Here is a 13164-nt window from a genome sequence, read left to right as displayed (position 1 = left end):
GTGCGGTACCTACGTCAGGTTCGGGGTGGGCACGGCCGTTGCGTACTGCGGGCACCCGCTGGGCCGGTAGACCTGGAATGTCACGCCGTTCGCGGTGGCTCGCGAATCGACCAGTTCGAGTGCGGTGTCCGGGCCGGTGGTGGGGAACAGCCGCATGCCCTGACCGACCACCACGGGGTACGTGAGCAGGGCGATCTCATCGACGAGCTGGTTGTCGAACAGCCAGCGGACCAGGCTGAGGCTGCCGTGCACCTGCAGCTCACCCCCCGGCTCGGCCTTCAGTTCCCGAACGGCGGCCGCGACGTCACCGGAGAGAACGGTGGTGTCCGCCCACCGCGGGTCGCTGAGCGTGGACGATGCGACGTACTTGCGCTGCTTGTTCAGGGCACGTCCGATGGGAGTGTTCGCCATCTCCTCGACCACGCCCCAGGATGCGGCAAAGACCTCGTAGGTCCGGCGTCCGAACAGGAACGCGTCGGCGCGCTGGTAAACCTGGCCGAGCAACGCCTCGACCCCCTCGTCGAACAGCGGCAGGGCCCATCCGCCGCGCTCGAATCCGTCCCTGCGGTCCTCCTCCGGCCCGCCAAGTCCCTGCATCACGCCGTCGACAGAGACGTTCGTGGTGGTCGTCAGTTTCATGGCGCCGAATCTCCTGTGGTTCTAAGGCGCCCCTCGTGGGCGGTCTTTCACCCCTGCTACGAACGCCTCCGCCCCGATCCGACACCGCCTCGCGGATTTCCGCTGCGCTGCATCAATCGGCAGAGTCCGGGGCAGGAGCTCGGCGGCCCGTCCGCCGGGAACCGACGCGCGCCGAGATCGCTGCGGCGAGTCGGCGTGGCACCGCGCGGTTGAGGCCGACGATGGTCTTGTGCCGGGCGGTGGGAACGCTCACCCGGACCCCACGGGAGAAGTCGCGTAGCGCGACGTCGACCACGGTCTCCGGCTTCAACCAGAGATAGTGCGGTACGTCGTCGACATCGAGAGCAGCACGGCGGTGGAACTCGGTGCGGACCCAGCCCGGGCATACGGCGGTGACCTGCACGCCGCTGCCCACGAGTGATCAACGGGGGCTCGCTGCCGCTTTGACCGTGGGATCGTCGGAGCGGCAGCGATGATCGGGCACGAGCTACGATCGCCGCGCATCTCAACGAAGGGATTCGAGTGGCGCAGGACGACGTCATCGCGTTCGTCGGCAGGGACCTGCAGGGCGCGCGGTTCGACAACTCGACGCTGACCGGGGCGGTGATGCGCGGCGTTGACGTGTGCGGGCTCGACATCGACACACCGTGGCTGACCGACGGACCACTTCTGGTCAACGGTGTCGACGTCGTGCCGTTCGTCGAGGCCGAGCTCAACCGCCGGTTCGCTGGGCGCGAGCTGAGGCACGCCAAGGACCCGGACGGCCTGCGGTCGGCGTGGGCGGCGCTGGAACGGGCCTGGGCCGTGGCGGTCGACGAGGTCGCAGCCATGCCCGCGAGCGCAGTCGACGTCTCGGTCGATGGCGAATGGTCGTTCGCGCAGACCCTGCGCCACCTCGCGTGCGCCACCGACGCGTGGCTCGGTAAAGCGATCCTGTGCCGGCCGCAGCCCTTCCATCCGCTCGGCCAGCCGCACGCCGAGTACGAGACGGATGGATTCGACATGTCGATCTTCGAGACCAGGCAGCCGAGCCTGGCCGAGGTGCTCGAACTGCGTGCCGATCGGCAGGCCATGGTGCGGGAGTTCCTCGCGAGCGTCACGCCGGAGCGGCTCGCCGAGCCGCGACAGCACCCGTGGTCACCCGAACACGAAGTGTCGGTCCTGCGCTGCCTCCACGTGATCCTTCACGAGGAGTGGGAGCACCTCCGCTTCGCGCTGCGTGACCTCAAGACGCAGCAGGAGGGCCGAGCATCGACCTGACGTACCGCGTCACCCACCTAACGCTTGAGGCACAGGTGTTCCAGGTGCGGGTTGGGTCGGCCGGCGTGCTGGTCCCGCAGCCGCTCCTCGATGTGCGCGGCGTCCCAGACCGCGGCCCGTTCCAGCCCGACGCAGTCCTCGGCTGGGCCGGCCGGACGTTGCCGAGGTGGTCGATGATCCGGCACCTGGTCGGATTGAACATGTCCTGCATGAAGTACTCCGGGATCGCCACCCCGGCATCGGTCAGCGGCACCGCCCCGGCCCGCGGCCAGCGGCGTCGTGGGGTTGCCGTGCGGGTCGTAGCCGAATCCGGGGTCTGTGAGCCGGTTGCCGGTCTCGGCCGGCTCCAGCAGGCTCGGGGTCTGGAACGGATAGTCGCGGGTCCACCCGGGGGTGGCCGGATCCTCGGTGCGGTGGATGATCCGGGTCAGGTTGCCGACCGATCGTAGAAGTACCGCTCCCGGTATCGGGCCATGGCGTCGCCGTCATGGGGATGCGGCAGCCGGCTGCGGATCGCGTCGCTGGCCCCGGGCGGCACCGCCGCCCCCTGGCTGAGATGTTCCCGGCCGGTGGCCTCGATCAGCCGGTACCGGGAGTCGTACCGGTAGTCCAGGTCGGCGCTGACCAGCCGGTTGCGGAAGATCAGCGACGGCTGCGCGGCGTCGCTGATCCGCAGGATGTTGCCCACCGGGTCGTAGGTGTAGCGCAGGTCCTGCAGCGTGGCGTCGACCCGGGCGGTGTGGCAGCGGGTCAGCCGGAACGTCAGCGGGTCGTAAGAGAGCGTGCTGGTCACCCCGTTGCCGTACACCACCCGCAGCCGTTGCCCCTTGGGGTTGTAGTCGATGCCGGTCACCATGTCGGTGACCGTTGTACCCGGGTGTCACCACCGAGCCGTCCGGTGCGCTCAGCTCGGTGGGCCGGTTCAGCGCGTCGAACACGGTGGTGGTGGCGTGGACCTGGGGGTCCAGCGCGACCGGCCCGGACCAGTCCGGTGCCGACCGGTGCGATGCGCGGAACTGGCGGGCAGCGGTGAGCACGTTGCCCTTGAAGTCGTAGCTCTGATCGACAACGCGATGACCGATCTCTGGCTGGTGCTCACCTGGGGCGCGCAGCAGGGCGGTTGAGCGGCGCCGGAACCCGACCGCAGAATTGTCGCGGGAACGATGTCGAGATCCGGTGGCGTGCTCCGTCCCAGGGGTGCCGAGTGACCAGAATGGGTCACACCAGCACCAAGGAGAGATCATGGCCAAGTACCTGCTGCTCAAGCACTACCGTGGGGCGCCGCCGGCGGTGAACGACGTGCCGATGGACCAGTGGACGCAGGAGGAGATCTCGGCGCACATCCAGTACATGAACGACTTCGCGGCCCGGCTGGAGCAGACCGGGGAGTACGTCGACGGTCAGGCGCTCGCCCCCGAGGGGACGTTTGTCCGGTACGACGGCGAGGGCCGCCCGCCGGTCACCGACGGCCCCTTCGCCGAGACCAAGGACCTCATCGCCGGCTGGATGGTGATCGACGTCGACAGCTACGAGCGCGCCGTGGAACTGGCCGGCGAGTTGTCGGCCGCCCCCGGCAAGGGCGGCCGGCCGATCCACGAGTGGCTGGAGCTGCGGCCCTTCCTGTCCGCGCCGCCCACCATCACCGAGTGACCAGCTCATGAACGAGGCCCTGCTACGGAGCCTCACCCCGGAGGTGCTCGGAATCCTCGTCCGCCGCGGAGCCGACTTCGCGGCGGCCGAGGATGCCGTGCAGGACGCGTTGGTCGAGGCGCTCCGCGTCTGGTCGGCCGACCCGCCCCGGGACCCGAAGGGTTGGCTGGTCACCGTGGCCTGGCGGCGCTTCCTCGACGCGACCCGGGCGGACGCCGCCCGCCGCCGGCGGGAGGACCTGGTCGACGAGGAGCCGCCGGTGTCCGCCGTCGACGACACGCTCCAGCTCTACTTCCTCTGCGCCCACCCGTCGCTGACGCCGTCGTCCGCGGTCGCGCTCACGCTGCGGGCGGTGGGCGGACTGAGCACCCGCCAGATCGCCCAGGCCTATCTGGTGCCCGAGGCGACCATGGCGCAGCGGATCAGCCGGGCCAAGCGCACCGTCATGGGCGTACGGTTCGACCAGCCGGGCGACGTCACCACCGTGCTGCGCGTGCTCTACCTGGTCTTCAACGAGGGCTACTCCGGCGACGTCGACCTCGCCGCCGAGGCGATCCGGCTCACCCGGCAACTCGTGGCGGCGATCAACCACCCCGAAGTGGCCGGGCTACTCGCCCTCATGCTGCTGCACCACGCCCGGCGGGCCAGCCGGACCGCGCCAGACGGCAGCCTGGTGCCGCTCGCCGAGCAGGATCGTGGCCGGTGGGACACGTCGTTGATCGCCGAGGGCATCGAGACCCTCCAGGCGGCGCTCGCCCGCGACCGGCTGGGCGAGTATCAGGCCCAGGCCGCCATCGCGGCCCTGCACGCCGACGCACCGAGGGCCGAGGAGACCGACTGGGTGCAGATCGTCGAGTGGTACGACGAACTCGCGCGCCTGACCGACAGCCCGATAGTGCGGCTCAACCGCGCGGTGGCCGTCGGCGAGGCGGACGGCGCGCGGGCCGGGCTGGCGGCGCTCGCGGCGCTGGACGGCGGGCTGCCGCGCCACACGGCGGTCGCGGCCCATCTGCACGAGCGCGCCGGTGACCTGGCGACGGCGGCGCGGCTCTACGTCGAGGCGGCCCGGCAGGCGACCAACCTCGCCGAACGCGACCATCTGACGCGCCAGGCCGCCCGGCTCAACGCCGCCCGGCTCAACGCCGCCCGGCTCAACGCCGGCCGGTAGCGGCCCAGGCCGGGATCACGCCGGTACGGGTGGCCGGTCGTCGGCGGCGTCGTGGGCCGCCATGGTCTCCTGCCGGCCGGGCTCCTCGCGCAGGATGGCGCAGTGCAGCCACGCCTCCGGGATGGCGAAGCCGTCCACGAGCGTACGCATCTGCGGGCGCAGCTCCTTGAGCAGATCGTTCACCACTGCCGTGATCGCCTTCGAGCGGGCGGGCGTGAATCGGGCGTGCTCCAGGAACCATGCCTTGTCGGCCTCGATGACGGTGAGCGCGTACAGGTCGCAGACGCGGGAGAGCAGCGCGCGGACCGTCGGGTCCGCGGTGCGTTCGATGCCGGCGACGAAGGCCTCCAGGGTGACCCGGTCGATGTGCGCGGCGGCCACCGCGAGGACGTGGTCCTGGACGTCGTTGAAGATGTCGAAGGGACGGTCCTTCTTGGTGGCCGCGCCGCCACGCAGGCGGCGGATCGCGGTTTCGAGGAGGTGCTTCTCGCGGTCCTCGAACATTTTGAGCTGCCAGCCGCGGTCGGTGACGGCGACCTCCTCGTCCCGGCCGGGCACGGCGCTGATCAGCCGCTGGATGAGCGATCGCGCGGCGGTGCGCTCGAGCATCATCTCCCGAACCTGTTCGGCGACGAAGGAGGCCCGCCCCCAACCGTCCAGCGAGCCGAACTCGTCCCGGTAGCCGGTGAGCAGCCCCTTGGCCACCAGTTGCAGCAGCACCGTGTTGTCGCCCTCGAACGTGGTGAAGACGTCGGTGTCGGCCTTGAGACCGGGCAGCCGGTTCTCGGCCAGATAGCCGGCGCCGCCGCACGCCTCGCGGCACGTCTGGATGGTGCGGGTGGCGTGCCAGGTCTGCGCGGCCTTGAGACCGGCGGCCCGGGATTCCAGCTCCCGCTGCCGGTGCTCGTCGACCGGGTGGTCGTCGCCCTGCACCTCGTCCAGCGCGGCCACCAGCTCGGCCTGGGCGAAGTGGTACGCGTACGTGGTGGCCAGGGCGGGCAGCAGCTTGCGCTGGTGGGCCAGGTAGTCGTTGAGCGGGACCTCCCGGTCGGCGCCGGGTGTGGTGAACTGGCGGCGGATGTCGCCGTAGCGCACCGCGATGGTCAGCGCCGACTTGGTGGCCGCCGACGCGGCGCCGCCCACGCTGACCCGGCCCCTGACCAGGGTGCCGAGCATGGTGAAGAAGCGCCGTGAGTCGTTGGCGATCGGGCTGGAGTACGTGCCGTCCGCCGCGACCTGGCCGTAGCGGTCCAGCAGCATGTCCCGCGGCACCTGCACGTGGTCGAAGCTGAGCCGGCCGTTGTCCACGCCGAGCAGGCCGGCCTTGGGTCCCGCGTCGCCGATGGTCACGCCGGGCAGCGGGTTGCCCTGCGCGTCGCGGATCGGGACCAGCCAGGCGTGTACGCCGTGCCGCCGTCCCTGCGTGATCAGCTGCGCGAAGACCACCGCCATCCGGCCGTCACGGGCCGCGTTGCCGATGTAGTCCTTGCGGGCCGCCTCGTGTGGCGTGTGCAGGTCGAAGGTCTGCGTCTGCGGGTCGTACGTGCAGGTGGTGCGCAGCTGCTGGACGTCGGAGCCGTGGCCGGTCTCGGTCATCGCGAAGCAGCCGAGGATCTTGGCGGCGATGATGTCCCGAAGGTAGGCGTCGTGGTGCCGCGGGGTGCCGAGGGCCGCCACGGCGCCGCCGAACAGGCCCCACTGCACACCTGCCTTCACCATCAGCGACAGGTCGACCTGCGCCAGCATCTCGCTGGCGACGATCGACGCGCCGACGTCGGATCTGCCGCCGTACGCGCTGGGGAAGGCCGATGCGATGCCCAGCTCGACGGGGAGGTCGGTGAGCAGCCGGCTGACCCGCTCACGTGCCTGGTCGTCGTTCTCGCCGTACACCGGGAGGAAGCGCGCGTCGAGTTGGTCCCGGTACGCGTCGCGGACCTCGGCCCACGGTCCGTCGAGCACCTCACGCAGGCGGATGGGGTCGATGGGGCCGGAGGTGTGACTGGACATGGCTACCTCGGGTGACGGACGTTACGGATACAGCCTGTACCCAAACACGACCTCGACCAGGCCGTCGCCCGGCACGCCGCACGCCTGCAGAACGCGTGGATCCGCCCCGCGCTGTCGGCTGCGGCCATGACACCCGAGGTGGTGGAGTGGTCACCGTCCGGACGGGCACTTCCGTAAATATTCACATGCCTTGATGAGTCGGGTAGTCTCCCGGGTTGGAGCCGCCAAGCCGGCGCGGGCAGCAGTCACGCCACCTGCCATCTTGAGATCGTCCGAAACCGATCGGCGGGTATTCCTCGTGGGGTTGGGCATCCCGGCGAGCGACACCGACGTCGGGCGGACCAACTGGAGCATCGATGAAACTCTCACGAACAGCACGCCGTCTCGGACTCGGCGCGGTCACCGTACTCGCCGCCGCGTTCACGATGGTCGTCGTCAATCAGGCCGGCCCGGCCTCGGCGCACGGATCCGTCACCAATCCGCCGTCGCGCAACTACGGATGCTGGGAACGCTGGGGCGCCGACCACCTCAACCCCACCATGGCCCAGACCGACCCGATGTGTTGGCAGGCCTGGCAGGCCAACCCGAACACGATGTGGAACTGGAACGGCCTGTACCGCGAGAACGTCGGCGGCAACCACCAGGCCGCCGTCCCGGACGGACAGCTGTGCAGCGGCGGTCGCACCCAGGGCGGCCTGTACGCCTCGCTCGACGCGATCGGTGCGTGGACCGCGAAGCCGATGCCGAACAACTTCAAGCTGACGCTGACCGACGGTGCCCGGCACGGCGCCGACTACATGCTGATCTACATCACCAAGCAGGGCTTCGATTCGACCACCCAGCCCCTCACCTGGAACAGCCTGGAGCTGGTGCTGCGCACCGGCAGCTACCCAACCACCGGGCTCTACGAGGCCCAGGTCAACGCGGGTAACCGCACCGGGCGGCACGTCGTCTACACGATCTGGCAGGCGTCCCACCTCGACCAGCCGTACTACCTCTGCAGCGACGTGACCTTCGGTGGCGGCGGCACACCGCCGCCGACCACGCCGCCGCCGTCGAACCCGCCGCCCACCACGCCGCCGCCCACCACGCCGCCGCCCACCACGCCGCCCCCCACCACCCCGCCGCCGACGACTCCGCCGCCGGCCGGCAACGGTGCCTGCATCGCCACCTACCGCAAGACCAACGAGTGGTCCGGTGGCTTCGGCGCCGAGGTCACCGTCCGGGCCGGTAACGCCGCCATCTCCGGATGGACGGTGAGCTGGACCTGGCCCAACGGCCAGAGCATCACCAGTTCCTGGAACGCGACGATAGCGTCGAGCGGCTCCTCGGTCACCGCCTCGAACGTCGGCTACAACGGCACCCTGGGTGCCAACGGCAGCACCAGCTTCGGATTCAACGGATCCTGGAGCGGCACCAACTCCACGCCCACCCTCACCTGCAACGCCAGGTAGCAACACCGCGGCGGGGGTGGTGCCGAGCGGCGCCACCCCCGCCGGCTCTCGCCGACCGTCGGCTCGGCGTGTCGGTCAGCGGCCGCCCTGGTGGCGGGCGGTTCGTTGGGAGCGGTACCAGCCGGGGGGAGAATCAGCACCGTCCGATCGCTACACTCACCGCAGCGCCGGAACTGCCCGCGGATTCCGGCGGGCGCTGATCCGAACTGAATGGAGACGCCTGTGACCCGCGACAAGGCGGCACCCCCCGGCATCGACACCAGCATTCCCAGTGTGGCCCGCGTCTACGACTTCTTCCTCGGCGGCAAGGACAACTTCGAGGTCGACCGCAAGGTCGCCGAGCACGCCCTGCGGATCACACCGGACGGGCCGGCGGCCGGCCAGGCGAACCGCGCCTTCCTGCGTCGGGTGGTCCGGTCCCTCGTCACCGAGGCGGGCATCGACCAGTTCCTCGACATCGGATCGGGGCTGCCCACCCAGGGCAACGTGCACGAGGTCGCCACCGAGCACAACCCGAAGGCTCGGGTGGTGTATGTGGACAATGACCCCATCGTCCTGGCGCACGGGCGGGCCCTGCTCGCCGAGGAGGGCACCGCGACGGTGATCCAGGCGGACATCCGGTCACCGCAGGAGATTCTGAACCACCCGGACGTACGCCGGTTCCTCGACCTGGACCGGCCGATCGGGTTGCTGCTCTTCGCGATCCTGCACCACCTCGGCGACGACGAGGACCCGCGGGCGGTGGCGGCGGCGCTGATCGACGCCCTCCCGTCCGGCAGCTACGTGGCGATCTCGCACTTCCGGGACCCGGGTGAGCGGGACCCGGAGGGTTCCCGCAAGGCGCGCGAGGTCGAGCGGGTCTTCAACCAGTCACTCGGCACCGGCCGCTGGCGCACCGACGAGCAGATCCTCTCCTTCGTGGACGGCCTGACACCGCTGGAGCCGGGACTGGTGCCGCTGGCCGAGTGGCGTCCGGATCCGGGTACGGCCGCTCCGGAGCAGACCGACACGTACCACACCTTCGTCGGGGTCGTCGCCCGCAAACCGTGAGCCTCTCTGGCAGCGGCCCGCATCAGGCGGGCCGCTGCCAGACGTACGTCATGTCGGGCTCGTTCTCCTCGTTGCGGCTGCCGTCGTTCTCGTCGACCGGTCGGAAGCCGTGCCGCTCGTAGAACGACCGGGCGTCGGTGTTGCGCGTGAACACGCGCAGGCTGAGCAGGCCCGGGCTGGCCCGGCGTACCTCATCGAGCAGTGCGCTGCCGATGCCCTGCCGACGTGCGTCCGGCCGCAGGTAGAGATGCTCCAGCACGTCGCCGTCGAGCGCCGCGAAGCCGAGGATCTCGCCGCTCCGCGGACTCTCGGCCACCCAGGTCGCGCAACCGGGCAGCACCACATGGGTGATCCAGGCCCCGGTCTGCTCGTCGTCGTACAGGTGCGGTAAGTAGGGCATCGCCGCCGCTCTGGATGCCAGAAACACCTGGGTGATGGCGTCGGCGTCCGCCGCCTCGGCTCTGCGGATCACCGCTGCCCGTCCTTTCGTTCAGTTGGCCGCGCCGCCGTACGGCCGATGGTGTGGGTGTCCCGGACGGCGTACCGGTGCAGCGTGACGCCATCGTGCTCGATTCGCAGGTCGACCGCAACCACCAGGCTCATGCGGGTGACGGCCTCGGGGCGGATGCTGCGCCTCAGCCCGACCCGGAGAGCCCTCGCTACACCAGGGCCGTGCTGACCGACGCCGGGTGGAACCTCGTGGTCGCCGCCGCCCCGGGCCACGTCACCGCGGTGCGGCGCTACGTCATCGACGGGCTGACCGACGAGCAGGTCGCCGCGCTCCGCGAGGTCGCGCGCCACGTCACGGAGCAGGTCGACGAGGCGGCAGCGGAGGAATCGCGGCGCCCCTGAGCGCTTGCTCCCCAGGAGCGGAGATCAATCTCGGACTGCCCGGCAGCGGAGGCGCTACTTTTTGTAGTCTTCATGTCGCAGTGTGATGCTCACCGTCGTTGGTTTGGCCTGTTCTGCAGCGAATTGCGGGGGCTTGTGCCGATCCAAAACTTGAATAATTCCAAAAGAGTGGGCTATCGTCGGCGTCATGACGTCCGACTTCGAGGCTCAGCTGCGGGCGGTCTCGATGCGCGTGACCCGGCCCCGGTTGGCGGTGCTCGCCGCGCTGCGGGACCACCCGCACGTCGACACCGACGCCGTGATCGCGCTGGTTCGGGCGAATCATCCCACGATCTCCCACCAGGCGGTGTACGACGTACTGCGTGCGCTCACCGACGCCGGTCTGGTGCGGCGCATCCAACCTGGCCGTGCGACCGCCCGCTACGAGTCCCGGGTGGGGGACAACCACCACCATGTCGTGTGCCGCTCCTGCGGTGCGATCGCCGACGTCGACTGCGTCGTCGGCCATGCTCCCTGTCTCACCGCCTCGGACGACCACGGCTTCGTGGTCGATGAGGCGGAGGTCGTCTACTGGGGCACCTGCCCCGACTGCGCGACCGAACGCATCTCCCAGTGATCCGCCAGTTCGGAAGGAAACACATGAGCGACATCGAGGACAACGCGCCCATCAGCGCGCAGGGCGTGGACAAGAAGGCGGCTGCCGGTTGCCCGGTCGCGCACGACTCCGTGACCGCCCACGGCAGCGAGAGCGAAAACCCGGCGATCGGCTCGCCGACCCCGAAGACCGGCGGTCGTCCGCGTACCAACCGGGACTGGTGGCCCAACCAGCTCGACCTGTCGGTGTTGAGCGCCCAGTCGTCCAAGGTCAACCCGCTGGGAGAGGGGTTCAGCTACGCCAAGGAGTTCGCCAAGCTCGACGTCGAGGCCCTCAAGCAGGACATCGTCAAGACCCTGACCACCTCGCAGGACTGGTGGCCGGCCGACTTCGGCCACTACGGCGGCCTGATGATCCGGTTGAGCTGGCACGCTGCGGGCACCTACCGCATCTACGACGGTCGCGGCGGCGCCGGCGACGGCGCTCAGCGGTTCGCCCCGCTCAACAGCTGGCCGGACAACGCCAACCTCGACAAGGCCCGGCGGCTGCTCTGGCCGGTCAAGCAGAAGTACGGCCAGCAGATCTCCTGGGCCGACCTGCTCGTGCTCGCCGGCACCGTCGCCATGGAGTCGATGGGCTTCAAGACCTTCGGCTTCGGCTTCGGCCGCGAGGACATCTGGGAGCCCGAGGAGCTCTTCTGGGGGCCCGAGGACGCCTGGCTCGGCGACGAGCGCTACGTCTCCGAGAAGGAGATGGTGGCTGAGGTCGGGGCGACCGAGATGGGTCTCATCTACGTCAACCCGGAGGGTCCCCGCGGCAACCCGGACCCGATCGCGGCGGCGCACTTCATCCGGGAGACCTTCGCCCGGATGGCGATGGACGACGAGGAGACCGTCGCCCTCATCGCCGGTGGACACACCTTCGGCAAGACCCACGGCATCGCCCCCGCCAGCGACCACGTGGGCCCCGAGCCCGAGGCCGCCCCGCTGGAGGCGCAGGGCCTGGGCTGGCTGAGCACCTACCGCAGCGGTAGCGGCCCGGACACCATCACCAGCGGTCTCGAGGTGACGTGGACCGACCGACCGACGCAGTGGAGCAACCGCTTCTTCGAGATCCTCTTCGGCTACGAGTGGGAGCTGACCACGAGCCCCGGCGGCGCCAAGCAGTGGGTCGCCAAGGACGCCGAGGCGATCATCCCGGACCCCTTCGATCCGTCGAAGAAGCACAAGCCGACGATGCTCACGACCGACATCTCGCTGCGCGTGGACCCGACGTACGAGAAGATCTCGCGCCGTTTCCTGGAGAACCCGGACGAGTTCGCGCAGGCGTTCGGCAAAGCCTGGTACAAGTTGCTGCACCGCGACATGGGTCCGGTCAGCCGCTTTCTCGGGCCGTGGGTTCCGGAGCCCCAGCTGTGGCAGGACCCGGTGCCGGCCGTCGACCACGAACTCGTCGGTGACGCCGATGTCGCCGCCCTCAAAGCGAAGGTCCTGGAGTCCGGCCTGACGACCGCCCAGCTGGTCACCACCGCCTGGGCCTCGGCCGCCAGCTTCCGCCACACCGACAAGCGTGGCGGTGCCAACGGTGCCCGGATCCGCCTCGAACCGCAGCGCAGCTGGGAGGTCAACCAGCCCGAGCAGCTCGCGACGGTGCTGGAGACCCTCGAGGGCATCCAGCGGGAGTTCAACTCCGCCGGCGGCGCGAAGATCTCGCTCGCGGACCTGATCGTGCTGGCCGGCTCGGCCGCTGTCGAGAAGGCGGCGCGTGACGCCGGCGTCGAGGTGACCGTGCCGTTCCGCCCGGGCCGCACCGACGCCAGCCAGGAGCAGACCGACGTCGAGTCCTTCCGGGTGCTCGAGCCGCGCGCGGACGGGTTCCGCAACTACCTGCGCCCCGGCGAGAAGACCCAGCCGGAGGTGCTGCTCGTCGACCGTGCCTACATGCTCAACCTGACCGCGCCGGAGATGACCGTGCTCATCGGTGGCCTGCGCTCCCTGGGGGCCAACGTCGGTGGTGCCAAGCACGGTGTCCTCACCGACCGGCCCGGCGTGCTCACCAACGACTTCTTCGTCAACCTGCTCTCCCCGGGCACCCGGTGGAAGGCGTCGGAGTCCGAGCACGTGTACGAGATCCGCGATCTGGCCACCGACGAGGTGAAGTGGACCGCCACGGCGGTCGACCTCATCTTCGGCTCCAACTCCCAGCTGCGCGCCCTCGCCGAGGTCTACGCCAGCCAGGACGCGGGCGACAAGTTCGTGGCCGACTTCGTCGCGGCCTGGGCGAAGGTCATGGAGCTCGACCGCTTCGACCTCGTCTGATCCGGCCCCAACCGGCGAGCCCCGGTCGATCCACCCGCGATCGACCGGGGCTCGTCCGTGTGCTGGGCCGGGTGGCAACCCGTCCGATCCGCCGCCATGACACCCACAACTCGCGGCCTCAACCCGGCCGGAGCGCGGCACGAGATGCCGTCCACGTTTCGGGCGATGTCG

14 protein-coding genes are annotated in these 13164 nt (G+C 70.1%); 8 read left to right on the top strand and 6 right to left on the bottom strand.

Going from position 1 to position 13164, the window contains the following annotated elements; translation table 11 throughout:
* Positions 1-9: 9 nt before the first annotated feature.
* The gene (locus tag IEY61_RS23910; RefSeq protein ID WP_189048088.1) at positions 10-639 is read right to left on the bottom strand and encodes a dihydrofolate reductase family protein; all 630 of its coding nucleotides are present in this window, start codon (positions 637-639) and stop codon (positions 10-12) included.
* Positions 640-751: 112 nt separating this feature from the next.
* Positions 752-1054 (bottom strand): SDR family oxidoreductase, encoded by a 303-nt coding sequence (locus IEY61_RS23905; protein ID WP_189048087.1) that lies wholly within the window; start codon positions 1052-1054, stop codon positions 752-754.
* Positions 1055-1161: 107 nt separating this feature from the next.
* Here IEY61_RS23905 and IEY61_RS23900 point away from each other — a divergent pair, with 107 nt between their 5' ends.
* Positions 1162-1899: a DinB family protein gene (locus tag IEY61_RS23900; protein WP_229706395.1), complete on the top strand. Its 738-nt coding sequence runs from the start codon at positions 1162-1164 to the stop codon at positions 1897-1899.
* Positions 1900-1916: 17 nt separating this feature from the next.
* Here the strand turns inward: IEY61_RS23900 and IEY61_RS23895 are convergent, their stop codons facing one another.
* Positions 1917-2084, bottom strand: coding sequence for a hypothetical protein (locus tag IEY61_RS23895; RefSeq protein WP_189048086.1), 168 nt, complete (start codon positions 2082-2084; stop codon positions 1917-1919).
* A gap of 242 nt (positions 2085-2326) precedes the next feature.
* Positions 2327-2755: a hypothetical protein gene (locus tag IEY61_RS23890; RefSeq protein WP_189048085.1), complete on the bottom strand. Its 429-nt coding sequence runs from the start codon at positions 2753-2755 to the stop codon at positions 2327-2329.
* Positions 2756-3141: 386 nt separating this feature from the next.
* Here IEY61_RS23890 and IEY61_RS23885 point away from each other — a divergent pair, with 386 nt between their 5' ends.
* Both IEY61_RS23885 and IEY61_RS23880 read left to right on the top strand, forming a co-directional pair.
* Entirely contained in the window at positions 3142-3549 is a 408-nt protein-coding gene (locus tag IEY61_RS23885; protein ID WP_189048084.1) for a YciI family protein, read from the top strand.
* Between the two features lie 7 nt (positions 3550-3556).
* Entirely contained in the window at positions 3557-4717 is a 1161-nt protein-coding gene (locus tag IEY61_RS23880; protein WP_189048083.1) for an RNA polymerase sigma factor, read from the top strand.
* A gap of 15 nt (positions 4718-4732) precedes the next feature.
* Here IEY61_RS23880 and IEY61_RS23875 read toward each other — a convergent pair whose 3' ends face one another.
* Complete coding sequence (locus IEY61_RS23875) at positions 4733-6724, bottom strand: acyl-CoA dehydrogenase family protein (RefSeq protein WP_189048082.1); 1992 nt, start codon at positions 6722-6724, stop codon at positions 4733-4735.
* A 356-nt stretch (positions 6725-7080) separates the two neighbouring features.
* Between IEY61_RS23875 and IEY61_RS23870 the strand changes: the two genes are divergently transcribed.
* On the top strand, positions 7081-8178 hold the full coding sequence (locus IEY61_RS23870; RefSeq protein ID WP_189048081.1) for a lytic polysaccharide monooxygenase auxiliary activity family 9 protein: 1098 nt from the start codon (positions 7081-7083) through the stop codon (positions 8176-8178).
* A 222-nt stretch (positions 8179-8400) separates the two neighbouring features.
* On the top strand, positions 8401-9228 hold the full coding sequence (locus IEY61_RS23865) for an SAM-dependent methyltransferase (protein ID WP_189048080.1): 828 nt from the start codon (positions 8401-8403) through the stop codon (positions 9226-9228).
* A 22-nt stretch (positions 9229-9250) separates the two neighbouring features.
* Here IEY61_RS23865 and IEY61_RS23860 read toward each other — a convergent pair whose 3' ends face one another.
* Positions 9251-9700: a GNAT family N-acetyltransferase gene (locus IEY61_RS23860; protein WP_189048079.1), complete on the bottom strand. Its 450-nt coding sequence runs from the start codon at positions 9698-9700 to the stop codon at positions 9251-9253.
* Positions 9701-9750: 50 nt separating this feature from the next.
* Between IEY61_RS23860 and IEY61_RS31460 the strand changes: the two genes are divergently transcribed.
* The 3 genes from IEY61_RS31460 to katG all read left to right on the top strand — a co-directional run bounded on the left by IEY61_RS31460 (position 9751) and on the right by katG (position 12993).
* Positions 9751-10080 carry a winged helix DNA-binding protein gene (locus IEY61_RS31460; RefSeq protein WP_229706394.1) on the top strand — a complete coding sequence of 110 codons (330 nt, stop codon included), beginning with the start codon at positions 9751-9753 and terminating at the stop codon, positions 10078-10080.
* A 187-nt stretch (positions 10081-10267) separates the two neighbouring features.
* Positions 10268-10696, top strand: coding sequence for a Fur family transcriptional regulator (locus tag IEY61_RS23850; RefSeq protein ID WP_189048078.1), 429 nt, complete (start codon positions 10268-10270; stop codon positions 10694-10696).
* 23 nt (positions 10697-10719) lie between these two features.
* A complete protein-coding gene (gene katG / locus IEY61_RS23845) occupies positions 10720-12993 on the top strand; it encodes a catalase/peroxidase HPI (protein ID WP_189048077.1) in 2274 nt (757 codons plus the stop codon).
* Positions 12994-13164 lie beyond the last annotated feature (171 nt).

This window comes from Micromonospora sonchi, from assembly GCF_014646235.1.
GTDB classification, from domain to species: domain Bacteria; phylum Actinomycetota; class Actinomycetes; order Mycobacteriales; family Micromonosporaceae; genus Micromonospora; species Micromonospora sonchi.
The sequence above is the reverse complement of the archived record's forward strand: the minus strand, read 5'-3'. Positions and strand labels throughout refer to the sequence as shown.